This window comes from Acidithiobacillus sp., assembly GCF_023256195.1.
GTDB lineage: Bacteria > Pseudomonadota > Gammaproteobacteria > Acidithiobacillales > Acidithiobacillaceae > Acidithiobacillus_A.
The window spans coordinates 45,704-68,490 of sequence record NZ_JAGDWX010000033.1 but is presented as its reverse complement, the minus strand read 5'-3'; the positions used below and the strand labels follow the sequence as shown (position 1 = coordinate 68,490).

Below are 22,787 nucleotides of genomic sequence, written 5' to 3'. Positions count from 1 at the left end.
GCTGCGGAACCGTATCCTAGGGCGCAGGGGGTGGATATGAAAGACTTTGACATCGGTATCATCGGCAGCGGACCTGGCGGTTACCGTGCCGCGGTGCTGGCAGCGCTGCGTGGCCAGAAAGTCGCCATCATCGAGCGGGCGACCTGGGGCGGGACCTGCCTCAATCGCGGCTGCGTACCCAAAAAGGATTGGCACGAAAGCGCCAAGTGGATCGAGCAGAGCCGACACTTCGAGCAGCGCGGCATCATCGGCAACCCGCTGCGGGGGGATCTCGCCCGTGCCTGGAAACACCAGCACGAGGTGGTCAATTCCGTGCGCCAGAGTTATCTGGACTATCTCAAGCGTCTGGGCGTGCAGATGTTTCATGGACAGGGGCGCTTCATCCGCGGCCACGAGCTGCAGATCGAGTCCACCGAGGGCGCGACCGGGATCCATTGCGACCAGGTCATCATCGCCACCGGCTCCCGCCCTGCCTTACCCGAAGGGATAGAGACCGTAACGGGCCGAATCCTGCACAGCGACCAGCTATTCGATGCGGGCGTGCCCGAGGGCGAGCGCGTCATCATCGTCGGCGGCGGTATCATCGGTACGGAATTTGCCTACATCTTCACCATGCTGGGGCGGCAGGTGACCTGGCTGGTGCACTCCGAAGCCCTCAGCCACACCCGCTATTCGGAGCAGGCCAAGGATGCCCTGGCGGATGCACTGTCTGCTCTGGATATCGAGGCGCAGCGCGGCTTCGTCCTGAAAAAAGCCGGTGTCGAGGGCGACCTGGCCTGGGTTGAGGACGCGCAAGGCCATCGATACGAGGCAGACTGGGTTCTGCTGGCCACCGGCCGCCGCCCGGAAACGGAGGGTCTCGGCCTCGAGCACACCGCAGTGCGGCAGGACGAGCGCGGCTTCATCCGCGTCGACGCCGGACTGCAGAGCGACGAGCCGGGGGTCTATGCCATTGGCGACGTCGTCGGCCCGCTCATGAATGCCAATCAGGCTTTGGCCGACGCCACCTTGGTGGTGGACCGCATTCTCGGCAAGACCGAGGCGCAGCGCGACCCCCTGTGGGTGCCGGAACTCGTCTACTCTGCCCTGGAGCTCGCCCGCATCGGCATGGACGAAGAGCAGGCCGAGGATGCCGATCTGGAGCCGGCGGTCGGCTTCGCTGCCTTCGAAACCTCACCGCGTGCTCTGGGCCAGGACGATGCTGCCGGATTCGTGCGGCTGCTGGCGGACATGGACAGCGGTGCCTTCCTGGGTGGCGAGATCGTCGGTCGCGATGCCGGCGAACTGATCCACCTCCTCGCCCAAGGCGCGGACCGGGATGCACTGCTGCGACAGTTCATCGCCGCCCGCTACAATCATCCGGCCCGTGCCGAGGAAGTGCTCAATGCCACCGAGACTCTGGCAGCACGCTGGGGCCTCGGGGATTTCCTCTATGGCGAGGCATGAACGGGCAGGGAGGGGCGGGGCAGATGGCGTTGCGCAGGGACGGAGGGCCGCCCTGGTCGGTGCCGACGGATTTCTTCCCCGCCGAAATGGACGCAGCGGCGGTCTTGGGTCGAAACCTGGGGCAAGTCCCATAGAAAATAGGCGCCGCGCAGCTCGAGTAGTGCCGGCGCTTATTTCCGGGTAGGGACTCGGGCGCTGGTATCACCCCTCAGACAGTGCTCCAGAAAACGGCGCGCGTCTTCCAGTTCCGTCGACGATACTTGGTGGGCCATAGGGTAATCGCGGCGCTCCAAGGTATAGCCTTTTTCCTCCAGGATGGTCGTGCCGATCTGGGCGAACTCCAGGGGCAGTACCGAATCGCGCGTGCCGTGACCCCAGAAGATCGGCGGACTGTCCCCCGCTGCCGGCGGCAGCTGGTGGCGCAGGGGCAAATAGCCGCTGAAGGCCAATACCGCCTGCGCCGGGAGTCGGGCGTGCAGAGCGGCATAAAGAGACAGTGCCGCCCCCTGGGAAAAGCCACCCAAGACCCAGGGCGATCCACCGCCACGGGCCAGCCACTGCCCGAGCAGCGTCGCCATGGCGGCGATTCCTTCGGCATCCTCTGGGGAATCTGCCGCCAAGTCCAGAATATCGTACCAGGCCGGCATGACCAGACCTCCCTGAATGGTCACCGGCCGCCGTGGCGCCGCCGGTGCCAGCACCTGCCATGTTTCGTCCGGGTCCAGCAGGGGCGTCAGTCCGGCCATATCCTGCGGATCGGCTCCCAAGCCATGCAGCAGCACCAGCCGCGGCGCATCGGGCCGGCGGCCAGGCCGCTCCCAGACTGCCTCAGGCCAGCTGCGGGGCATGGCTCTGACGCTCGTCCAGCTGGTCCAACTTGCGATAGAGGGTGCGTTCGCTGACGCCCAGGCGGCGCGCCAGCGTGCGGCGATCACCCGGAAAGTTGTCCCTGGCCCAGCGCAGGTACTGCGCCTCGAGCTCTGCCAAGGGCAGAATTTCGACCTTGTCGCTGCCCTTGGCACTCTGGGCCAGAGGACTCGACGTGGCCTGGATCTCGCCCTGCCGCACATAGGGCGGAAGGTGCTCCGGCAGGATCCAGACCTCGTCCGCCAGCAGCGCCGCGCGCCCCAGGATATTGCGCAACTCGCGGATATTACCGGGATAATCGTAACTGCGCAGACAGGCCAGGGTATCGGGGTGCAGACGCAGGCGACGTCCCTCCGGCAAGCGGTGCAGCAGCGCCTCGGCCAGGGCATCGATGTCCTCGCGCCGCTCCCGCAGGGCCGGTAGGAAGATCGGGAACATATTGATGCGGTAGTAGAGGTCCCGCCGGAAACGCTCCTCCGCCACCAACTTTTCCAGGTCGCGGTGGGTTGCCGAGATGAGTCGGAAGTCGGAGTGTATGGGATCGACACCCCCAACCCGCCGGAACTGACCGGTTTCCAGAAGGCGCAGGAGCTTCACCTGCAGCGCCAGGGGAATGTCACCCACCTCGTCGAGGAAGAGGGTGCCGCCGTTGGCCGCTTCTGCAAGACCGATCTTGCGGCTGTGGGCGCCGGTGAAGGCACCCTTCTCGTGGCCGAAGAGCTCACTCTCGAACAAGGTCTCCGATAGCCCGGAGCAGTCCAGTACTACAAAAGGGCCGGCGCTGCGGGGGCTGGCGCGGTGGATGGCGGCGGCGGCCAACTCCTTGCCCGTCCCGGACTCCCCCAGGAGCAGCACAGCAGAATCGCTGGGGGCAGCGCGGCGGATCAGATGCAAGACTTCCCGCCACGCTGCGGAGTTGCCCACCATACTGGAAGATTCTTCGCCTTTGTTGAGCAGTGGGCTGAGCAGTTCCAGGAAATAGCGGGGTACCCCTTGATCGTCGCGAATGGGGTAGAGGTCGATCTGTACCGCACCCTGGTCGTGGACGTGCAGCACGTGCTGCTCCAGACCCGTCTGCCCACAGCTCTCCAGCGGGCAGATGTTGCCCTGGGTGTGGCAGTCGTAGCCGGCGGCGGCCATGATGCCGTCGCAGGAGCGCCCTTGCAGGGGCTTGCCATCGCCAAAGCGCCGCCGGTAGGCCTGGTTGGCGGTGATGACGGTGCCGTCGGGACGCAGCAGCACCGCGGGCGTGGCAAAGCAATCCATGAGCGATGTCAGCTCCGGACGCAATTGCGCGAACAACTCGGTCATGCCCTCCCCCGCACCCGAATCCGGGTCGTCGATCCCAGCTCTCCCTGATACTGACAATTCTAGCAGGAACTGCCGGATCGCGTCTGCCACGAATGGCAGACGCCCCAGGACACGGCGCTGCCCCGTTCCGTCCCCATCCGCGCAATTGGTGCGCAGGCAATTGTTTTTTATGGATAAATGACCATTGGTCCCGCCCCAGTCGGGGGCCTCTGCGCGCTGGTACGGCGATTGCTGATATAGGGGCGGGTCCATCCACGCAGGCGGCCACCATGATCTTCAGACAGTTGTGTACCCGAGACAGAATCGGCGCCCTTGCCTATCTTCTGGGCGATCCCGTCACCCGGGAGGCGGTGATCATCGATCCGCTGCCGCCCCTGGTAGAGGAGTTGGAGGATTTCACCCGGCAGCGCGGTTTGCACCTGCGCTATTGCATGCAGACCCACCACGATGAGGGCCACGTCGCTGCCGCACAGGCATTGCGCGAGAGCCACGGAGCGCGCCTGCTCGCCCACGAGGAGGTGCGCTCCAACGCCGTCGATGTGCGGGTCCGGGATGGGGACGTGATCTACTTTGGCGAAGAGCGTCTGCGGGTGATACACCTTCCGGGGCTCACGCCCTGCGCCGTCGCCTTTGCCTGGGAGGATCGTCTGTTTACCGGCCTCACCCTGCTGGCCAATGGGCTCAATGGGCGCCTGCGCGGGCGTGCGCGCGCGCAGGCGCGGAAATTGGTGGAGAGCAGGATCCTGAGCTTTGCCGGGGAAACCCTGCTCTACCCCAGCCGTGAAATCCGCGGCCGACGTCTGGCCAGTGTGGCCGAACTGCGCTGCCAGATGGCCGGCAAGGGCCCCGATGGTGGCAGTGGGCATTTTTTGCGCCGCTGCGCCCTGCTCATCAACGACAAGAAAACCGAAGCCGCAAGTCCCCAAGAAGACCGTCCTCACCAGGACACGGCCAATGATCTGCAACGTTACGCGCCGGGATTTTACACCCCGGCCTCTTCGTAGGAGGTAGTCCATGGACATGTTGATCAATCCCACGGTGGTGGAGCTGTCGCGGGCGCAGTTTGCCCTGACGGCCCTGTACCACTTTCTTTTCGTACCTCTGACCCTGGGGCTCAGCTTCATCCTTGCCACCATGGAATCGGTCTACGTCATCACCGGCAAGCCCATCTACAAGGAGATGACTCAGTTTTGGGGCAAGCTCTTCGGCATCAATTTCGCCCTGGGCGTGGCCACCGGATTGACCATGGAGTTCGAGTTCGGGACTAACTGGTCCATGTACTCCCACTTCGTCGGCGACATCTTTGGTACGCCTCTGGCCATCGAAGGGCTCATGGCCTTCTTCATGGAGTCGACCTTCGTCGGCGTCATGTTCTTTGGCTGGGATCGTCTGAGCGCCCGCGCCCACTTGGTGGTCACCTATCTCGTGGCCCTGGGCTCCAATCTCTCGGCACTGTGGATCCTCATCGCCAACGGCTTCATGCAGGACCCCCGGGGCGGCACCTTCGACCCCAATACGATGCGCATGCAGTTCTCGAGCTTCGTCGATCTGATCTTCAATCCGGACGCGCAGGCGAAGTTCGTGCACACTTCCATCGCCGGCTTCGTCACGGGTTCCATGTTTGTGATGGCCATCAGCGCCTATTACCTGCTGACCAACAAACGCAAGGACATTGCCCTGCGCTCTTTCCGTATCGCCACGGTCTTCGGTGCCATCTCCACCATCGGCGTGATCACCTTGGGTGACGCCTTGGGTTACATCGATGCCCACGCGCAGCCGACCAAGCTGGCAGCCATGGAGGCCATCTGGACCACGGATCCACACCCCGTGAGTGCGGCCTGGAATCTTATCGCTTTCCCCAGCCGCAGCGAGCAGAAGAACTATTTTGAGATCAGTATTCCTTATGTGCTGACGCCGCTGCTCACCCACTCCGAGGATACGGTGATCCCCGGTATCATCCAGCTGGAGCAGGAAGCCAAGCCCCGTATCGCAAACGGTATCAAGGCCATGGTGGCCCTGAAGGCCTATAACGAGGATCATGGCAACACCGCAGCCCTGGCCACCTTCAAAAAGTACGAGAACGACATGGGCTACGGCTTCCTGGCCAAGGAATTCGCTCCCGATCAGGATCTGGCCAAGGTCAATGCCAGCAACCTGCCGAGCGTGCTGGACAAGACCGCCAAGGCGACCATCCCCAATGTCTGGGTGGAGTTCTGGTCCTTCCGTCTGATGGTGGCGGCAGGCTTCTTCATGCTGGCGCTCTTTGCCTTCGCGGCCTACTACAGCCTCAAGAACGAGATCGAGAAGCACCCGCTCCTGCTGAAGGTAGCGCTGTGGAGCCTACCTCTGCCCTGGGTTGCCTGCGAGTTTGGCTGGATCACCGCCGAGAACGGTCGTCAGCCCTGGACCGTCTATGGCTGGCTGCCCACCTTCGTCTCGGCTTCCAGCCACTCCGTGGGCTACATGATCTTCTCCCTCATCGGCTTCACGCTCCTCTATAGCTCCTTCATCGCCGTCGAGCTCTACTTGATGTTCAAGTACGCGCGCCTCGGACCGCAGGAGCAACACCATCACCAGCCCGAACCGCAGACGGCTGGTGGAGGTATGGCGGGGCAGCCGGCTTTCGCCAAGCCCAGCCTGAGCCCGAAACACTGATGGAACCGCGGGGGCACCGGTGAGCGCCGGGTTCCCGCGCACAAGGAGACGGAAATGGATATCTATGTGGCACTGAAAGTCTTATGGTGGCTCCTGCTCGGGGTCCTGCTCATGGGTCTGGCCATCATGGTGGGCATGGACATGGGCGTGGGCGCGCTGCTGCGCTTCGTCGGCAAGACCGACGGCGAACGGCGGGAGGCCCTCAATATCGTCGGCCCGCACTGGGACGGCAATCAGGTGTGGTTCATCTTGGGTGGCGGCGCCATATTTGCGGCCTTCCCTACCCTCTATGCCACCTCTTTCTCGGTATTTTACATCGTCATGATCCTGCTGCTCTTTAGCATGATCATGCGGCCGGTGGCCTTTGAATATCGGTCCAAGGTGGCCACGGAACGCTGGCGCACGAGCTGGGACTGGGTCTTTCTGATCTCCGGAGCCGTACCGATGATCATCTACGGGGCGGCTTTCGGGAATATCCTCGAGGGTGTCGGCTTTCACTTCGGCTGGGACGGTCAGTACTATCAGACCGAATCCTTCCTCAGCTATCTGCTCAATCCCTTCGCCCTGCTCTGCGGCTTCCTGTCCCTGGCGCTGGCCCTGTATCAGGGTGCGGCGATGCTCATGATCCGCGGCACCGACCCCATCTACAGTCGCGCCAAGAAGATCGGCTCCTTATCCGCCCTCGTTGCCATGGCCCTCTTCGTGCTTGGAGGCGTCCTGGTATCGGGGATGAAGGGCTATGTCCTCACCAGCGGTGATCCGGCCATGCCCGCCAATCCGGTCAGCGGTCAGGTGGTGAGCCAGGTGGCTGGCGCCTGGCTGCACAACTACGGCGCACACCCCATCCTCTGGGCGGTGCCGCTGATCGCCCTGGCGGCCATGCTGTTGGGCTCGCTGGCCATGCGCGCCGGCAAGGCAATCTTGGCCTGGTGGCTGGGTGCCGTCGCCTGGATCGGCACCATCGCTACGGCAGGGGTGTCCATGTTCCCCTTCCTCATGCCCTCCAGCGATAATCCCAACCAAAGCATCACTGTCTGGAACGGCACGGGCAGCGAGTACAACCTGATCTGGATGACGATCTTTGCACTCATCTTCGTGCCCATCATCATCAGCTACACCACCTGGTGTTTCCACGTCATGCGCGGCAAGGTAGAGCCCCCCGCCGCGCAGGACGATCACGCCTATTGATGGAGGAACCCGTCATGAAAAAGTTGTTTACCTTCCTTGGACTCGCCGCCGTCATGGTGCTTTCCCTCTTTCTCGCCGTGGTGACGGGAGACTACGGCCCCTGGTACTTCGCCTGGCTGGTGGGCACCACGATGATCGTCATGATCGCCGCAGCCGGCGCGGTCATGTTCGACAAGCAGGATGAGGAACTGGCCAAGAAAGGCATCCGCGAACGTTAGGAGTCCACCATGCATTACACCGATCTCGAGAGCATCATCTTCTTTCTGCCCTTCGTCTATTTCAGCATCGCCGGGATCATGTACCTCTATACCCGCAAGCGATTCAAATAGCTTTTGTACCTTCCAGTAGCGTATTCTGGGGCCTTCGGGCCCTTTTTTTGTGCAATGGACAGGAGCGACACCGATGTTGCAGCTATGGCTCTTTCTTCACCTCGTGGCCGTCATCTACTGGATCGGCGCTCTCGGCTTCGCTGGCTTTCTGTGGATCCCGCGCAGCCTGGGCAAGCCCGTGGCAACGCCGGAGCTGTGGACCGAACGTGCCGGTATCGCGGGGAGTCTCGCGAGTTTCGGGCTGGTGGCCGGTATCGTGCTGCTCGTGACCGGCATCGGCCTGGTGATCTGGATGGGTGGGCTGGCGGCGCTGGATACGGCGCGCTGGGCCATGGTGCTGCTGGGGACCGTGGTGGCCCTGGGTGCCTTCCACCTCTACTTCAGTTCACGCAAAGGCCTGCAAAGGGCCGTGCGTGGGCAAGACTGGCCCGCGGCAGAGCAGGCCTTCGCCAAGTTCGGGCGCTTTGCCCGGCTCTTCGCGCTGCTTGCCCTGCTGGCGACGCTGGCGGGGGTCTGGGGCGGCGCCTAAGCTCCAGTGGCCTCAGGAGCGCAGGTAAAGCTTGTGCCCTTGACGCCGGAACTCTTCGGCCTTCTCCTCCAGACCGGCCTGCTGCTGGGCGTAATCCTGCACATCCTGGCTGATCTTCATAGAGCAGAAGTGCGGCCCGCACATGGAGCAGAAGTGCGCGAGTTTGGCCCCTTCCTGCGGCAGGGTCTCGTCGTGATAGGCTTCGGCCTTTTCGGGATCCAGCCCCAGGTGGAACTGGTCGCGCCAGCGAAACTCGAAGCGCGCCTTGGATAGGGCGTTGTCGCGTACCTGCGCGCCCGGAAAGCCCTTGGCCAGATCGGCGGCGTGTGCCGCGATCTTGTAGGCGATGACCCCTTCCCGGACGTCGTTCTTGTCGGGCAGACCCAGGTGCTCCTTGGGGGTGACATAGCAGAGCATGGCGGTACCGTACCAGCCGATCTGGGCGGCGCCGATGGCGCTGGTAATGTGGTCGTAGCCGGGGGCGATGTCGGTAGTCAGAGGCCCCAGGGTATAGAAAGGAGCCTCGTAGCAGTGCTTGAGCTCCTCCTCCATGTTTTCGCGGATGCGCTGCATGGGCACGTGACCGGGCCCCTCGATCATGACCTGCACGTCTTCTTCCCAGGCGATGCGGGTGAGTTCACCGAGGGTGTGAAGCTCGGCGAACTGGGCTTCGTCGTTGGCGTCCGCCAAGGATCCTGGGCGTAGCCCATCGCCCAGGGAGAAGCTCACGTCGTAGGCCTTCATGATCTCGCAGATCTCGCGGAAGTGGGTGTAGAGGAAGTTCTCCTCGTGGTGGGCCAGACACCATTTGGCCATGATGGAGCCGCCGCGGGAGACGATCCCGGTAAGGCGAGACGCCGTCAAGGGCACATAGCGCAGCAGCACACCGGCGTGAATGGTGAAATAATCCACCCCCTGCTCCGCCTGTTCGATGAGGGTATCGCGGAAAAGCTCCCAGCTGAGTTCCTCGGCTTTGCCGTCCACCTTCTCCAGGGCCTGATAGATGGGCACGGTGCCGATGGGCACGGGGCTGTTGCGCAGAATCCATTCGCGGGTCTCATGGATGTGCTTGCCGGTGGACAGATCCATGACCGTATCGGCACCCCAGCGAATGGCCCAGACCATTTTCTCGACCTCTTCGGCGATGGAAGAACGGATGGCCGAATTGCCGATGTTGGCGTTGATCTTGACCAGGAAGTTGCGGCCGATGATCATCGGCTCCAGCTCGGGGTGGTTGATGTTCGCGGGAATGATGGCCCGCCCGCGGGCGATCTCCTCGCGCACGAATTCCGGGGTGATGCGCTCAGGGATGGCCGCCCCGTAGGACTGGCCCGCGTGCGCACGGAAGAGCTCTGGATGGCTCTCCCGCAGGCGATCCAGCGCCTGATTTTCGCGGATGGCCACATATTCCATCTCTGGCGTGATAATGCCTCGCCGGGCCGCGTGCATTTGGGTGACGTTCCCTCCTGGCGCGGCTCGACGGATTTCGTGCCGACGACGGAAACGGATGGCCTCCGTACGCGGGTCTTCGGAGCGTGCACGGCCGTAGGCAGAAGCGGGCTCGATGCTGTGCACGAGGGCGCTGGGCAGCACCCAGGGCCAGGACCAGCGAGTCGGAGCCAGACCCTGCTGAATGTCGATCTGCGCCGCGGGATCCGTGTAGGGGCCGCTGCTGTCGTAGACCGGAATCTCGGGGTTGGCCACACGGCCGCCCTCGCGCGTCGCCGTATCGGTCTGGACGATGCGACGGTGGGGGACTCGCAGCATAGGATAGTGTTGACCGCTTTCCCAGGCTTTCATGGAACCGGCGATGGGGCCGGTGGTGACAGCGGCGGACTCGGGCACTGAGCGGATGTCCGATGAGATGGTTGCCATGAGATACCTCCTGGAACAGTGGACGCCAAACGCCAGACCCGCCCTGGAGATTCGCTTCCCTACGCCGGCATGACCCGGATCAGGTTCCAAGGGTACCTCTCAGCCCCGGTGGGGGCGCCCCTAGCGTTTCGGCAATCCTCGGATGCTACCCAATTCCGTGGCAAGCTGTCAAAAGCCCTGGTCGCGCGCGGATCCTCGCTGCAGAACCATCCCCCTTACGCCCTTGCGCCCTGGTGCCGCTGGCGCGGTTCAATGCGAGGATTGGGCGATGCGCGCCTCTTCCGCCAGCAGGAGGATGTAGAAAAATACACCAATGGCGACGCCCAGTACGAAGAGCGACAGCGCCTGTGCGGTACTGGAAAAGTTCACGCCCAAGGCCGCGAACAGGGTGATTGCCGGGATGACCAGGGACAGGGCACACCAGACCAGCAACAGGTGGTGGTGCGCTACGCGGTATTTTTTTGCCCAACGGTGCAGCGGCCGAACCAGAAAGAGCATGACTTTACCCCAATACGTAAATACCGAAACGAGCCGTATCCATCCGATCTGTGAAAGTAGCACGGGGCAGGGATGGTGCCAAAATCCGTGCGCCCGTGGACGCTGCCCTGCGCCATGGCGAGGGCGACCCGCGACCGGAAAGCTTGTCGTTGCCGACGGACCGGGGGCTAGTTATACTCAGTCTAACCGAACGGACAGGAGGTGGTATCGTGACTGGCGTCCTTGAGCATTCTGCACTCACCCCCTTTACGGAGATCGACATCCGCGGGCTGCCGGACAGTGTGGCGGGCCCCAAACTCTTCACCGCCGCCCAGACTCTGGGCATCGGCCAACGCATCCGCCTACGCAGCGATCGCGATCCTCGGGCGCTGCTCAAAGCCACGGCTTTTCAGTTGCGCGACGGAATCTCCTGGCAAGCGGAGGGAGAGGATCGGGATTGGACGGCGGAAGTGCGCCCGCGCTTCGAAGCGGAAGCCCGGGATGTCGTCGATCTGCTCACGTGGGATCACTATCGCCTCGATCGCCAATTTGCCGATGTCCTGGCCGCTGCCAACGCCAATCGGGTCGAGGAGGCGGAAAGGATTTTCCAGGATTACTGGATCGGTCTGCGTCGCCACGTCCATATGGAAAATAACGTGCTTGGCCCCGTCTTGGGAGGTGGAGTGGAAAAGGGCCCCTTGGCGGACATGCTGTATGAGCACGACAGCATCGTCGACCAGTCGCGCCTGGTACAAGAGACCTTCGCGGAGCAGGATTACGCCATGCTGCCGGCCATCTGCGCCGTGCTCTCAGGCTCCCTGGCCAAGCACGAGAACCGCGAGGAAAACACCCTGTTTCCCATCTGGCAGGCCGCAGACAACAGTGACCGGGTGCGCGCCCGGGAGTTCCTGGCGCGGACTCGGGAGCTCTTGGCGGGCAGCGAGGACGATCAGGTTCGGCGCGCCTTCCCCGACTGAGATCGCGCCCGGCCATGGCCAGCTCCGAAAACAGGGTCCTTCGACACTCCCGCCTCGGCAACATCATCCGCGATTGGGCGGTACTCAGCGCCTACGAGCGTCTGGAGCAGGTGGTGGCTTTGGTGTTGTCGGCGATTTTCACCGTCGTCATCCTGCTGTCCCTGTGGTCGGTCTTCCACCACCTGCTCCAGCTCCTATTGCACTATCACCAAGACCAGGTGGAAAGGCAGATCACCGCTCTGTTCGGCAGCGCCATGGGTCTGCTCATCGCCATGGAATTCAATCACACCATCTTCCACTCGGTGATGCGACGGGGTCAGATCGTCAAAGTGAAAACCGTGGTACTCATCGCCATTCTGGCCATATCCCGTCAGTTCATCCTCATCGAGAACACGGACGTATCGACCCAGAAGATCCTTGCCTATGCCCTGGCCACCCTGGTGCTGGGTATCGTCTACTACCTCATCGACCGTCGCGATGATCTGCATCTGCGCCGCGCCTACGCTCAGGCGGCCGGCGGCCGGGGTGACGGCCTACCTCCGGCGACACCCCGATGGCCGCCCCCATCCGCTTCCCCCTACCCTTTCCAGATCGGGGATGCCTCGCTCAGTGGCGCGCCGCCTCCTGCCCGAACAGCGCCGCCACCTCCGCCTCCCCCAGGCGATAACTCTGCTGGCAGTACTCACAGGTCACCAGGATAGCGCCCTCCTGTTGCAGGGTGGTCATCACCTCCGCCTCCCCCAGGGCCAACAGCATGTTCTCTACCCGCTCACGAGAGCAGGAACACTGAAAGTGCAGGGCCTGCTGCTTCTGCAGGCGCAACCCGACCCCTGGAAAGATCTCCGGTAGAAACTGCTCCGGTCGCGCCAGCATCAGCGAGCGATCGCTACCCACGGCGAAGAACTGCGTAGCCACACGCCACTCCTCCACACTCAGGATGCCTGGCAGCCGCTGGAGAAAATAGCCGCCGGCCACCCCCTCCTCGATATCCACCACGATCCGGAAATAGGCAGGCGCCTGTACCGACTCGCCGAAGTAGGCCTCGAGGGAGGCCGTCAGGCTGTGCCGCAGGCGAACGAGGCCCTGATAGCGGTCGCGGTCGAGGCCGGGATCGACGGTCACCGCCAGCAGAGCGTCGGGAAGCTCCCGCAGGTCCACATCGCCGTCCCCTCCCAGCCAATGGGCATAGGCACGCAGGCCACCCCCCTGGAACATGTCCGCCACCAGCAGGCGCAGGTCACCGGAACTCTGAGCCTGCAGGGTCAGGCGCTCGTATTGCTTCTGGGTGCTGGACATCAGCACCAAACCGACCACGGCCTCAGCCATGAGCTTCAGCAGCGTGTCGGTTGGCGAGAAACGTTGGCGCAGTTCGGCGAGGATGCCATCCACGCGGCAGCGTGCTCCGCGCAGTGGTAGGGTCTCCCAGTAGAAGCCCTGGACAAAATTCGGCTGCTCCGACTTCACGTCTGTGGTTCCTCCATGTGCGGCAGGCCCCGAGCCATGAGGGGCAACATGGCCCGCCGCAACTGCCGAAAAAGGCGGGGATCGCGGGCCTCCTGCTGCGCCAGCAGGGTCTTCATGTAAGCGCGCTCGGTGGGGTGGGCGAAACAGGCGGGACAGTTTTCGGGGATGACGGGCAGAGCCATGGCCTCGGCAAAGTCTCGGGTCTGACGCTCGCGGCAGTAGGCCAGAGGACGAATGACCCGCAGATCCCCTTCCCGGACCCGGTAGTGGACCTTCATCGTGCGCAGTTCTCCATTGTAGAACAGCGACATGAAAAAACTCTCCGCGAGATCGTCCAGATGCTGGCCGAGGGCCAGGACGTTGTAGCCCTCGCGCCGGGCGCAGGCGTAGAGCACCCCACGCCGCATCCGCGCACAGAAACTGCAGTAGGACGGGCGCCCCAGGTGCTCCTGCGCCCGTCCATAGATGTCCTGCCGTTCCAGGTGGTAGGGCAGACCCCGCGCCTCCACGGCGCGGCGCAGCGGTGCCGGGTCGTAGCCTGGGCTCATGGGGTCGACGGTCGCCACACCCAGGGTGAAGGGAATGGGGCTGTGCGCCTGCCACTCCCGCAGCAACTCCAGCAGACTCCAGGAATCCTTGCCACCGGAAAGCGCCACTAGAACCCGGTCTCCCGGCCGAATCATACGGAAGTCCGCCAGGGCCCGGCCCATGCGGCGGGACAGCAATTTGGGCACGGGCAGCCGATGCGGGGTCGGGCCGGACACCGATCACTCCGTCGTCACGCAGGCGGCCCGCAGCTCGTCCACCGTGACCGTCGCCGCCCCCAACTTGCCGACGACGATCCCGGCCGCGCGATTGGCGAGGTCTACGGCCCGTTCCAGGGGCCATGCGGCGGCCAGCGCCGTGGCCAGGGTGGCAATGACCGTGTCACCGGCACCGGTGACGTCGAAAACCTCGCGCGCCCGCGCCGGGTGATGTGTCACCCCAGAAGCGGTGAACAGACTCATGCCCTCTTCACCCCGGGTCACCAGCAGCGCCTCCAGCTCCAGACTCTGCCGCAGCCGCTGGCCACGCGCGACGAAATCCGCTTCGTCCTGCCATGGGCCCACCACGGCCAGGAATTCCGAGCGATTCGGTGTCAGCAGGGTAGCGCCGCGGTAGGGCGTGTAATCCCGTCCTTTGGGGTCCACCAGCACGGGCAGCCCGCGAGCGCGGCCCAGACGGATCCATTCGCCCACCGCCATCAGGCTGCCCTTGCCATAATCCGAAAGCAGCAGGGCACCACAGCCACGCAGCAGGCCATCGGCACGGGCGAGCAGGGCTGTAGCGGCGCGGGCGGCAAGCCGGGACTCGAAATCCATGCGCAGGAGCTGCTGCTGATGGCCGATGACCCGCAGCTTGACTGTGGTGGTCAGGGTCGGGTCGCGCTGCAGGTCCGCCTCTACTCCCGATTCTTGCAGAAGTATGGCCAGACGCTGCGCTGCCTCGTCCTCGCCCACGGCCGCGAGCAGACGGGCCACGGCTCCCAGAGCGCAGACATTGACCGCCACATTGGCGGCGCCGCCCGGACGCGTCTCTTCCCGATGTACCTGCACCACGGGCACCGGGGCCTCGGGCGAGATGCGCTCGACCTTGCCGAACCAGTAACGGTCGAGCATGACGTCGCCCACCACGGCGACGGGCCGGGGCACGAAATCGTCCCAGGGGAGTGAATCAGGGACGACCGATGGCATGATAGCTGAAACCTTCGCGGCGCAGGCTGGCGGGATCGTAGAGATTGCGCCCGTCGATGATGATGGGTCGACGCAGGCGACGGCGGATGTCGGCAAAGTCCGGGCTGCGGAAGATCTGCCACTCGGTGCAGATGACCAGCGCTTCGGCATCGTCGCAGGCCGCGTAGGGATCCTCACAGAGGGTGAGGTCGGCACGCTCGCCATAGAGCCGCCGCGCCTCGTCCATGGCCGCCGGATCGTAGGCGCGGACCTGGGCGCCGCGGGCCCAGAGCCCCTCCATCAGGGTGCGGCTGGGAGCCTCACGCATGTCGTCGGTATTGGGTTTGAAGGCCAAGCCCCACAGGGCGATGCGGGCTCCCGCCAGGGTCTCCTCCCCCAGCAGAGCCGCGAGTTTCTGCTCCAGGATCCCTTTCTGCCGATTATTGACGGCCTCGACGGCGCTGATGAGCGGGGCCGGGAAGCCGACGCTGCGGGCGGTATGCTCCAGAGCCCGCACATCCTTGGGGAAGCAGGAACCACCATAGCCGCAGCCAGGGTAGATGAATTCATAGCCGATCCGCGGATCGGCACCGATACCGATGCGCACCGCCTCGATGTCGGCACCCAGACGCTCCGCCAGACCGGCGAGCTCATTCATGAGGGAGATCTTGGTGGCGAGCATGACATTGGCCGCGTATTTGGTCAGCTCGGCCGAGGGTGCATCCATCAGAATCAGGCGGTTGTGGTTGCGATTGAAGGGCGCATACAGACTGCGCATGCGCTCGGCGACCGCGGCATCGTCCGTGCCAACGATGATCCGATCCGGCTTCATGAAGTCCGCTACGGCAGCTCCCTCCTTGAGAAACTCCGGGTTGGAAACCACCGGTATGGAAAGATCCAGACCACGTTCGCGCAAGCGCGCCTGGATCCGCTCCCGAACCCGGGCGGCGGTGCCCACCGGTACCGTGGATTTGTTGATGACGATGCGTTCGTCCTCGAGGTGCTGACCGATGGCATCGGCCACCGCCAGCACGTGACGCAGATCGGCAGAGCCGTCCTCCTCGGGCGGTGTGCCGACGGCGATGAAGATGAACTCGCCGTGGGCCACGCCGGCGGCGATGTCGGTACTGAAATCGAGTCGGCCGCCTCGCAGCCCCTCGCCGACGATCTCGGGCAGGTCAGGCTCATGGATGGGCACCTGTCCCTGCTGCAGACGCGCCACTTTCTGGGCGTCCACATCGATGCAGAGGACCCGATTGCCCACCTGCGCCAGGCAGGCGCCCGTCACCAGGCCGACATAGCCGGTGCCGATCACCGTCACGCGCATCCTTCACCCTCCCTCAAGATTCCACTCCGTGACGCGGATCCTGGTCCTCGATGACCACCGTGGCCATGGCATAGGCCCGTTCGTCGCTGATGCTGAGCCACAGCCCCGGGCGTCTGGCCAGTGTCTGCAGGCGTTGCTGAGCGGCACCGCGCATATGGAGCTGCGGTCGACCCAGAGCGTCGTGGGCGATCTCCAGATCGACCCAACGTATGCCCTGCCGCAGACCCGTACCCAGTGCCTTGAGGGCCGCCTCCTTGGCCGCGAAGCGGCGCGCCAGAAAGGCCGCAACCGCAGGGCCCGAGGGAACTTCGCCGAGCTCCGCGCCTGCCAGCAGACGCTGTTGCAAGCGTTCGCCGTAACGCTCGTGGAGTGCGGCCATGCGGGCGACGGCAATGAGGTCGGAGCCTAGGCCGACGATCACCCGCGGGCCTCGAGCAGAAGCCGCTTCATCTCTGCCACCGCTGCCCCAAGACCCGTGAAGATGGCATGGGCGACAATGGCGTGGCCGATGTTGAGCTCCGTCACCTCGGGAATGGCCGCCACGGCCTGCACGTTGGGATAATCCAAACCGTGTCCGGCGTGCACCCGCAGGCCCAGGCCCGCCCCATGCTGTGCTGCTTCCCGCAGCTTGGCCAGTTCGCTGCGCTGCTGGGCGCGCGTACGCGCATTGGCATACAAGCCCGTGTGCAGCTCCACCACCGGTGCACCAAGGGCTGCCGCCGCCTCGAGCTGGCGTCGCTCCGGATCGATGAAGAGCGATACCCGCACTCCGGCCGCTGCCAGACGTTTGCAGGCAGCACCAATGCGCTCGCGACCCTGGCAGACATCCAGCCCGCCCTCAGTCGTCAGCTCCTCGCGTCGCTCCGGCACCAGGCAGCAATCGCTGGGCTGCAGCTCCTCGGCGAGGCGCAGGATGTCCTCACTCACTGCCATCTCCAGATTCAGACGGGTGCGCAGGCACTGGCGCAGCAGGCGAATGTCGCGCTCCTGGATGTGGCGTCGGTCCTCCCGCAAGTGGGCCGTAATGGCGTCGGCACCAAAGCGCTCCGCGACGAAGGCCGCCTCCAGGGGATCGGGGTAGAGAGTACCACGCGCCTGCCGCAGCGTTGCCACGTGATCGATATTGACGCCCAGCGCTACCATACCGGCCTCCCGGAATCCCTCTGTCTTTGTAAGTATGCCGCAAGGAGCCGACGACTCTCCAGTGGGCGACCATCCAGGAGGCCGTCGATCTGGGCCCGCAGATAGCGCCGAAGGGGCTCTCGCACCGCTGCGGGCGGTGCCTCTGCCATATGGCCGCGCAGCCATTGGATCAGGGCATCCGGGAGAACCGGGGCGCCGGGTTCGGCGTGCCGAGGGCAGCGCGGCGCCGTCCCCGGCCCCTGGCTCCAGGCATCCGTACCGGGCTGCCAGGCGCTGCCGCAGACGGCGCAATGGGACAAATCCGCCGCCCACCCCAGAGCCTGCAGCAATCGTTGCTCAAAACGGCGCAGATACCAAGTGGCGCGGCGCTCACTCCAGAAGGCTTCCAGGACCTCGGTGTAGGCTGCGAAGAGCTCCGGCGCCGGGTCGTTGCGGGCGGTAAGCCGCAGCACCAGCTCGTTGACGTAGAACAGACAAAGCCCCTGCCAGGGATCGAACAGACGTGCTGGAGACGCCTCATCGGCACCCACCAGGGTCAGCAGCTCGCCGTGACCACGCCAACGTAACAGGAAGGGGTCCCCGGCTTGCCGTGAGAACCTCCAGTACGAGGCTGCTGTCCGAGAAGGGATAGCGATGCAGGATGAAGGCTCGGTCTTCCCCCTCAGTCGTCATAACCCAGTTCGTGGAGCAGACTGCGATCGCCATCCCAGTCCTCTTTTTCCTTGACCCATAGACCTAGCCACACGCGCCCACCCGTCAGTTCCTCGATGGCCTGGCGGGCCCGGCTGCCGATCTGCTTGAGGCGCTGGCCGCCCTCGCCCACCAGCATGGCCTTCTGTCCCGAGCGGCGGCAGTAGATGGTAGCCTCGATCTCATGCCGACCATCGTCGGCAAGGGTGTAGCGGTCGATGGCGACAGCAGTATCGTAGGGGACTTCCGCGCCCAGCTGCCGAAAGATCTGTTCCCGCACGAACTCGGCCGCCAGAAAGCGTAGCGGTCGATCCGTCAGCTCATCGGCGGCAAAGCGCGGCGGCCCCTCGGGCAGATGGGGCAGGATACGGCGGGCAAGCAGCTCCACGTCCTGAGCGCGGCGAGCGCTGAGGGGCAGGATTTCCAGAAAACTGGCGCGCTGACCGAGCTCTGCAAGGTAGGGGAGCAGACGGGTCTTGTCGCGCAGACGATCCACCTTGTTCACCACCGCCAGCAGTGGGATGGAACGCTGCTGCAACCAACGCAGGGCCTCGGCGTCGGCCGCCGTCCACAGCAGCGCCTCTACCACCAGCACCCCAAGATCGGCACCGTCCAGGGCTGCGCGGGTGGCGCGCAGCAGGTGACGGTTGAGCCGGCGATAGCCACTGTGTACGCCCGGCGTGTCGAGAAAGAGTATCTGCCCACGCTCGCGCGTCCAGATGCCCAGGATCTGATCCCTGGTCGTCTGCGGCCGCGGCGCGGTGATGCTGATTTTCTGGCCGATGAGATGATTCAGGAGGGTCGACTTGCCCACATTGGGACGGCCGACCAGGGCCACCGCGCCGCAGCGCGCGACGGCGTCTTCAGCCGGCATGCCGCTGCTGACCCGCGGAGGATTGCTGCAATTGTTCCAGCATCTGCTGTGCCGCCTGCTGTTCTGCCTTGCGTCGGCTGCTGGCCTCGGCATCCGTCGCCGGCACCCCGGCGACGGAGCAGCGGGCGACAAAGCGGCGCTCGTGCGCCTGCCCCTTCTCTTCCACCAGACTGTAGCTGGGCAGAGGCTTGCCCTGGCCTTGGAGAAATTCCTGCAGCCGCGTCTTGGGGTCGCGCAGTTCTTCGTCTCCCAGGGCATCGGTCATCAAGGGAACGATAAGCTGGCGTACGATGCCCTGGGCGGCGGCGAAGCCTCCGTCCAGATAGGCGGCGCCGATGACCGCCTCCAGGGCATCGGCACGGATGGAGTCACGCCGCGCACCGCCGGAGCGCAACTCGCCCGGCCCGAGAATGAGGGAATCGGCCAGGGCAATCTCGCCTGCCACTTGGGCCAGGGTTTCCTCCCGCACCAGGCGTGCCCGCATACGCGACAGATTGCCCTCGCTGACTTTAGGGAAGCGGGCAAAGAGCTCCGCCGCCACCACGAAATTGAGGGCGGCATCGCCCAGAAACTCCAGACGTTCGTTGTGCTGGGCGCCGGCGCTGCGGTGGGTGAGGGCCTGTCGCAGGAGCCCCTCGTCGCGAAAGACGTAGCCGATGGCGTGTTGCAATCGTTCTGATGATTTCATGAAAAGATTATAAATCGAAATGCACGACAATGAGAGAGGGCGATGGCCTGGGGCCGATCTCAGGCCCGGGTGTCAAAGTGGATGAGCAGACTCACATTGGCAAAGAGCGGTACTTTCCGCTCATAGTCCACCCGGATCTGCACCGGCCCGGATGTCCCGTTGCGGCTGATGAAGATATCCCGCTGCGGGATCTCGATCATGGCCACGGCCAAGCGATCGTTGAGATCGCGCCGCACCTGATCCAGGGATTCTTCCGGACCGGCCGCCTGCACCTGCTGCTGGACGATGTGCTGCAGGGATAGGTTGTCGTAGTAGATAGGCATGACTTTGACGATGAGGGCGACGACCATGGCCAGGATCACGATCCAGAAAACGACCCCGATGAGGGACATGCCGCCCTCGCGGGAAAACACCATCGGATGACTGCGCCCTGCATTCATGTCGCCACCTACTCTCATCTGCTACGCCAATTAGGACATTCTCAACACTTTGCAAGACCCGGGTTCAGTTGTGCGGACCATCCAGCGCCCGACCGATCTGGTTCCAGCGGATGGACCAGTTTTCACTGTCCCAGGAAAACCAGACAAACATGGCCTTACCGACGATATTGGCGCGCGGTACGCAACCCCAGAAGCGGCTGTCGTTACTGTTGTCGCGATCGTCTCCCATCATGAAATAACAATTGGGCGGCACCTTGTAGGGTCCGAAATCCATGTGCGCTTCGGGAGTGTCGAATTCGATGATATGGAAGGTGTGGCCACCGATGGTCTGGGCATATTCCTTGGTGGGGATGACCATGCCGCGGTCACCCTGCCCTTCGGGGCGATAGGCAAAGGGTCCGATGTAGTGCTGCGGGATGAGTTTACCGTTGATATAGAGATCGTTGCCCTTGACCTCGATGGTATCGCCCGGCAAACCGATGACCCGCTTGATATAATCGATACGCGGATTCTTGGGATAGCGGAAGACCATGATGTCGCCCGCCTGCACCGGTCCACCGTGGGTCAGTTCCGTGTGGATCAATGGCAAACGCAAACCATAGGCAAATTTATTGACGAGCAGAAAATCGCCGACGCGAATCGTGGGGATCATGGAGCCCGACGGTACCTGAAAGGGCTCGAAGAGAAAGGCGCGGATCAGAAATACCACCAGCAGCACAGGAAAGAAGCTGCGCGCATATTCCACGACTATGGATTCTTTCATCTCCGGTGTGCGGCGAGCCCGAAAGAATAGGATGTCCAGCAGCCAGACGAGCCCCGTGAGCACCACGGCCAAAAACAAACCCAGGGTAAAATCCATGCCTTATCCTCTTTCCTTGTGCCCGGTTGGCAAGCGCTTGTCGTTCAACGTTTATCACTCTGGAGGATTGCCAGAAATGCCTCCTGCGGGATCTCCACATGCCCCACCTGCTTCATCCGTTTCTTGCCTTCCTTCTGTTTCTCCAGAAGCTTGCGTTTGCGGGTGATGTCGCCACCATAGCACTTGGCCAAGACATTCTTGCGCAGCGCCTTGACCGTCTCGCGCGCTATGATCTTGGCACCGATCGCCGCTTGTATGGCAACTTCGAACATCTGCCGGGGAATGAGTTCCTTCAGCCGACCCACCAGCTCACGTCCGCGGCGCTCGGCAAAGTCGCGGTGAACGATCCAGGATAGAGCGTCCAACTTTTCGCCATTGATGAGCACGTCCATCTTCACCAAGGGACCACTGTCGAAACGCGCGAACTCATAATCCATTGAGGCATAACCTCGGCTTACGGACTTGAGTCGGTCGAAGAAATCCAGCACCACTTCGTTCAGAGGCAGCTCGTAGCTGACCATGACCTGCCCACCCGTGAACTGCAGATTTTTCTGTCGCCCGCGGCGCTCCTCGCAGAGGGTGATGACGGGCCCGAGGTAGCCCTCGGGGGTCAGGATATTGGCGAGGATGACCGGCTCACGGATATCGTGGATGCGATTGGGGGGCGGCAGGTCGGCGGGATTGGAGATATGCAGAACGCTGCCATCGGTGGTTTCCACCTCGTAGACCACGGTGGGCGCCGTGCTGATCAGCTCCAGACCGTACTCACGCTCCAGACGCTCCTGCACGATTTCCATGTGCAGCAGTCCCAAGAAACCGCAGCGAAAACCAAAGCCCAGGGCCTGCGAGGTCTCGGGCTCGAACTGCAGTGCGGAATCGTTGAGGCGCAGCTTCTGCAAGGCCTCGCGGAAACTTTCGTAATCGCTGGAGTCCACGGGATACAGGCCGGTAAAGACCTGCGGCTGCACCTCCCGAAACCCGGGCAGCGGCTGCGCCGCCGGACGGCTGGCCTCCGTCAGGGTATCGCCTACCCGCGCGCCGTCGATGCTGCGCACCCCGGCGATGACGAAGCCCACCGCCCCGGTCTCCAGCTCCGTGACAATCAGGGCCTTGGGCGTGAAGACTCCCACCTTCTCCACCACATAGTCCTTCTGTCCCACCATGGTCCGGATCTTCTGCCCTGCGCGCAGGCTGCCGTTGACGACCCGCACCAGCACCACCGTACCGACGTAGTTGTCGAACCAAGAGTCGATGATGAGCGCCTGCAGGGGCGCCTCGCTATCTCCCCGAGGGGGCGGAATGTCCCGCACCACCTGCTCGAGGATGTCGCGGATCCCGATGCCCTCCTTGGCACTGGCAAGGATGGCATCGGCGGCGGGCAAGCCGACGATTTCCTCGATCTCCCGCCGCACCCGCTCGGGATCCGCGGCGGGCAGATCGATCTTGTTGAGCACGGGGATGATCTCCAGATCGTGCTCCATGGCGGTGTAGCAATTGGCTACACTCTGCGCCTCCACGCCCTGGGAGGCATCCACTACCAAAAGCGCACCCTCGCAGGCGGCCAGAGATCGGCTGACCTCGTAGGAAAAATCGACGTGGCCGGGAGTATCGATGAGATTGAAGGCGTAGAGCTTGCCATCGTCGGCCCGGTAACTCAGACGCACGCTCTGGGCCTTGATGGTGATGCCCCGCTCCCGCTCGATATCCATGGTATCCAGCACCTGCTGCGACATCTCGCGATCGCTCAAGGCGCCGCACAGGCGAATGAACTGATCCGCCAGGGTCGACTTGCCGTGATCCACGTGGGCGATGATGGAGAAGTTACGGATGAGGGACTGTTCGCTCATGGACCAGATTCAGCTTCCAAAACCAGGGCAGGACGGCAGCGCCGACAATAGCGCCACATCCTATCAGAAAAAGACCGGGCCACAAGAAA

At 63.7% G+C, this 22,787-nt stretch carries 24 protein-coding genes and 1 riboswitch; of the genes, 8 read left to right on the top strand and 16 right to left on the bottom strand.

All coding sequences use genetic code 11. The features are described 5' to 3' along the window. Positions 1-36: 36 nt before the first annotated feature. A complete protein-coding gene (locus Q0C23_RS08780; RefSeq protein WP_291511997.1) occupies positions 37-1,446 on the top strand; it encodes an NAD(P)/FAD-dependent oxidoreductase in 1,410 nt (469 codons plus the stop codon). A 170-nt stretch (positions 1,447-1,616) separates the two neighbouring features. Here Q0C23_RS08780 and Q0C23_RS08775 read toward each other — a convergent pair whose 3' ends face one another. Further along, complete coding sequence (locus Q0C23_RS08775) at positions 1,617-2,294, bottom strand: phospholipase (protein WP_291511996.1); 678 nt, start codon at positions 2,292-2,294, stop codon at positions 1,617-1,619. Next, positions 2,275-3,624: a sigma 54-interacting transcriptional regulator gene (locus Q0C23_RS08770; protein WP_291511995.1), complete on the bottom strand. Its 1,350-nt coding sequence runs from the start codon at positions 3,622-3,624 to the stop codon at positions 2,275-2,277. The genes Q0C23_RS08775 and Q0C23_RS08770 overlap by 20 nt, the downstream gene beginning before the upstream one ends. A gap of 269 nt (positions 3,625-3,893) precedes the next feature. Between Q0C23_RS08770 and Q0C23_RS08765 the strand changes: the two genes are divergently transcribed. The 5 genes from Q0C23_RS08765 (at position 3,894) to Q0C23_RS08745 (ending at position 8,325) form a co-directional block, all read left to right on the top strand. Next, positions 3,894-4,628, top strand: a complete 735-nt coding sequence (locus tag Q0C23_RS08765; protein WP_291511994.1) for an MBL fold metallo-hydrolase — start codon at positions 3,894-3,896, stop codon at positions 4,626-4,628. A gap of 10 nt (positions 4,629-4,638) precedes the next feature. After that, entirely contained in the window at positions 4,639-6,279 is a 1,641-nt protein-coding gene (locus tag Q0C23_RS08760; RefSeq protein ID WP_291511993.1) for a cytochrome ubiquinol oxidase subunit I, read from the top strand. Positions 6,280-6,333: 54 nt separating this feature from the next. After that, positions 6,334-7,467 carry a cytochrome d ubiquinol oxidase subunit II gene (gene cydB, locus Q0C23_RS08755; RefSeq protein WP_291511992.1) on the top strand — a complete coding sequence of 378 codons (1,134 nt, stop codon included), beginning with the start codon at positions 6,334-6,336 and terminating at the stop codon, positions 7,465-7,467. Between the two features lie 14 nt (positions 7,468-7,481). Then, positions 7,482-7,685: a hypothetical protein gene (locus Q0C23_RS08750; protein WP_291511991.1), complete on the top strand. Its 204-nt coding sequence runs from the start codon at positions 7,482-7,484 to the stop codon at positions 7,683-7,685. Positions 7,686-7,869: 184 nt separating this feature from the next. After that, complete coding sequence (locus tag Q0C23_RS08745) at positions 7,870-8,325, top strand: hypothetical protein (RefSeq protein WP_291511990.1); 456 nt, start codon at positions 7,870-7,872, stop codon at positions 8,323-8,325. A 12-nt stretch (positions 8,326-8,337) separates the two neighbouring features. On the opposite strand, the gene thiC is transcribed toward Q0C23_RS08745, so the two are convergent. After that, complete coding sequence (gene thiC / locus Q0C23_RS08740) at positions 8,338-10,200, bottom strand: phosphomethylpyrimidine synthase ThiC (RefSeq protein WP_291511989.1); 1,863 nt, start codon at positions 10,198-10,200, stop codon at positions 8,338-8,340. A gap of 39 nt (positions 10,201-10,239) precedes the next feature. Further along, a riboswitch (TPP riboswitch) is annotated at positions 10,240-10,332 on the bottom strand. A gap of 117 nt (positions 10,333-10,449) precedes the next feature. After that, a complete protein-coding gene (locus Q0C23_RS08735; protein ID WP_291511988.1) occupies positions 10,450-10,698 on the bottom strand; it encodes a hypothetical protein in 249 nt (82 codons plus the stop codon). A gap of 209 nt (positions 10,699-10,907) precedes the next feature. Here Q0C23_RS08735 and Q0C23_RS08730 point away from each other — a divergent pair, with 209 nt between their 5' ends. Beyond that, positions 10,908-11,654, top strand: coding sequence for a hemerythrin domain-containing protein (locus Q0C23_RS08730; protein ID WP_291511987.1), 747 nt, complete (start codon positions 10,908-10,910; stop codon positions 11,652-11,654). A 14-nt stretch (positions 11,655-11,668) separates the two neighbouring features. After that, complete coding sequence (locus Q0C23_RS08725) at positions 11,669-12,355, top strand: phosphate-starvation-inducible PsiE family protein (RefSeq protein WP_291511986.1); 687 nt, start codon at positions 11,669-11,671, stop codon at positions 12,353-12,355. On the opposite strand, the gene Q0C23_RS08720 is transcribed toward Q0C23_RS08725, so the two are convergent. The 12 genes from Q0C23_RS08720 to lepA form a co-directional block, all read right to left on the bottom strand. Continuing rightward, positions 12,261-13,118, bottom strand: a complete 858-nt coding sequence (locus Q0C23_RS08720; protein WP_291511985.1) for an Hsp33 family molecular chaperone HslO — start codon at positions 13,116-13,118, stop codon at positions 12,261-12,263. The two genes, Q0C23_RS08725 and Q0C23_RS08720, sit on opposite strands and share 95 nt — an antisense overlap. Continuing rightward, positions 13,115-13,882, bottom strand: coding sequence for an ATP-binding protein (locus tag Q0C23_RS08715; RefSeq protein ID WP_291511984.1), 768 nt, complete (start codon positions 13,880-13,882; stop codon positions 13,115-13,117). The genes Q0C23_RS08720 and Q0C23_RS08715 overlap by 4 nt, the downstream gene beginning before the upstream one ends. Positions 13,883-13,885: 3 nt before the next feature. After that, the gene (gene rfaE1 / locus Q0C23_RS08710) at positions 13,886-14,851 is read right to left on the bottom strand and encodes a D-glycero-beta-D-manno-heptose-7-phosphate kinase (RefSeq protein WP_291511983.1); all 966 of its coding nucleotides are present in this window, start codon (positions 14,849-14,851) and stop codon (positions 13,886-13,888) included. Next, the gene (locus Q0C23_RS08705; RefSeq protein ID WP_291511982.1) at positions 14,832-16,157 is read right to left on the bottom strand and encodes a UDP-glucose/GDP-mannose dehydrogenase family protein; all 1,326 of its coding nucleotides are present in this window, start codon (positions 16,155-16,157) and stop codon (positions 14,832-14,834) included. Before Q0C23_RS08705 ends, rfaE1 begins: the two co-directional genes overlap by 20 nt. 13 nt (positions 16,158-16,170) lie before the next feature. Then, positions 16,171-16,578, bottom strand: a complete 408-nt coding sequence (acpS, locus tag Q0C23_RS08700; RefSeq protein WP_291511981.1) for a holo-ACP synthase — start codon at positions 16,576-16,578, stop codon at positions 16,171-16,173. Continuing rightward, positions 16,575-17,300 (bottom strand): pyridoxine 5'-phosphate synthase, encoded by a 726-nt coding sequence (gene pdxJ / locus Q0C23_RS08695; protein WP_291511980.1) that lies wholly within the window; start codon positions 17,298-17,300, stop codon positions 16,575-16,577. Before pdxJ ends, acpS begins: the two co-directional genes overlap by 4 nt. Then, positions 17,294-17,830, bottom strand: coding sequence for a DNA repair protein RecO (locus Q0C23_RS08690; RefSeq protein ID WP_291511979.1), 537 nt, complete (start codon positions 17,828-17,830; stop codon positions 17,294-17,296). The genes pdxJ and Q0C23_RS08690 overlap by 7 nt, the downstream gene beginning before the upstream one ends. A 131-nt stretch (positions 17,831-17,961) precedes the next feature. Then, complete coding sequence (gene era, locus Q0C23_RS08685) at positions 17,962-18,864, bottom strand: GTPase Era (protein ID WP_291511978.1); 903 nt, start codon at positions 18,862-18,864, stop codon at positions 17,962-17,964. After that, positions 18,854-19,552 (bottom strand): ribonuclease III, encoded by a 699-nt coding sequence (gene rnc / locus Q0C23_RS08680; protein ID WP_291511977.1) that lies wholly within the window; start codon positions 19,550-19,552, stop codon positions 18,854-18,856. The genes era and rnc overlap by 11 nt, the downstream gene beginning before the upstream one ends. A 59-nt stretch (positions 19,553-19,611) precedes the next feature. Next, on the bottom strand, positions 19,612-19,968 hold the full coding sequence (locus Q0C23_RS08675; protein WP_291511976.1) for a DUF4845 domain-containing protein: 357 nt from the start codon (positions 19,966-19,968) through the stop codon (positions 19,612-19,614). 88 nt (positions 19,969-20,056) lie between these two features. After that, positions 20,057-20,851 carry a signal peptidase I gene (lepB, locus tag Q0C23_RS08670; protein WP_291511975.1) on the bottom strand — a complete coding sequence of 265 codons (795 nt, stop codon included), beginning with the start codon at positions 20,849-20,851 and terminating at the stop codon, positions 20,057-20,059. Between the two features lie 44 nt (positions 20,852-20,895). Beyond that, complete coding sequence (gene lepA / locus Q0C23_RS08665) at positions 20,896-22,698, bottom strand: translation elongation factor 4 (protein ID WP_291511974.1); 1,803 nt, start codon at positions 22,696-22,698, stop codon at positions 20,896-20,898. Positions 22,699-22,787 lie beyond the last annotated feature (89 nt).

Coding starts and splice junctions, on each gene's coding strand:
- Q0C23_RS08675 (WP_291511976.1), bottom strand. CDS start 19,968: ATGGTGTTTTCCCGCGAGGGCGGCATGTCCCTCATCGGGGTCGTTTTC.
- lepB (WP_291511975.1), bottom strand. CDS start 20,851: ATGGATTTTACCCTGGGTTTGTTTTTGGCCGTGGTGCTCACGGGGCTC.
- pdxJ (WP_291511980.1), bottom strand. CDS start 17,300: ATGGTAGCGCTGGGCGTCAATATCGATCACGTGGCAACGCTGCGGCAG.
- Q0C23_RS08745 (WP_291511990.1), top strand. CDS start 7,870: ATGTTGCAGCTATGGCTCTTTCTTCACCTCGTGGCCGTCATCTACTGG.
- rfaE1 (WP_291511983.1), bottom strand. CDS start 14,851: ATGCCATCGGTCGTCCCTGATTCACTCCCCTGGGACGATTTCGTGCCC.
- Q0C23_RS08760 (WP_291511993.1), top strand. CDS start 4,639: ATGGACATGTTGATCAATCCCACGGTGGTGGAGCTGTCGCGGGCGCAG.
- Q0C23_RS08770 (WP_291511995.1), bottom strand. CDS start 3,624: ATGACCGAGTTGTTCGCGCAATTGCGTCCGGAGCTGACATCGCTCATG.
- era (WP_291511978.1), bottom strand. CDS start 18,864: ATGCCGGCTGAAGACGCCGTCGCGCGCTGCGGCGCGGTGGCCCTGGTC.
- Q0C23_RS08775 (WP_291511996.1), bottom strand. CDS start 2,294: ATGCCCCGCAGCTGGCCTGAGGCAGTCTGGGAGCGGCCTGGCCGCCGG.
- lepA (WP_291511974.1), bottom strand. CDS start 22,698: ATGAGCGAACAGTCCCTCATCCGTAACTTCTCCATCATCGCCCACGTG.
- Q0C23_RS08735 (WP_291511988.1), bottom strand. CDS start 10,698: ATGCTCTTTCTGGTTCGGCCGCTGCACCGTTGGGCAAAAAAATACCGC.
- Q0C23_RS08780 (WP_291511997.1), top strand. CDS start 37: ATGAAAGACTTTGACATCGGTATCATCGGCAGCGGACCTGGCGGTTAC.
- Q0C23_RS08725 (WP_291511986.1), top strand. CDS start 11,669: ATGGCCAGCTCCGAAAACAGGGTCCTTCGACACTCCCGCCTCGGCAAC.
- cydB (WP_291511992.1), top strand. CDS start 6,334: ATGGATATCTATGTGGCACTGAAAGTCTTATGGTGGCTCCTGCTCGGG.
- Q0C23_RS08705 (WP_291511982.1), bottom strand. CDS start 16,157: ATGCGCGTGACGGTGATCGGCACCGGCTATGTCGGCCTGGTGACGGGC.
- Q0C23_RS08750 (WP_291511991.1), top strand. CDS start 7,482: ATGAAAAAGTTGTTTACCTTCCTTGGACTCGCCGCCGTCATGGTGCTT.
- thiC (WP_291511989.1), bottom strand. CDS start 10,200: ATGGCAACCATCTCATCGGACATCCGCTCAGTGCCCGAGTCCGCCGCT.
- rnc (WP_291511977.1), bottom strand. CDS start 19,552: ATGAAATCATCAGAACGATTGCAACACGCCATCGGCTACGTCTTTCGC.
- Q0C23_RS08765 (WP_291511994.1), top strand. CDS start 3,894: ATGATCTTCAGACAGTTGTGTACCCGAGACAGAATCGGCGCCCTTGCC.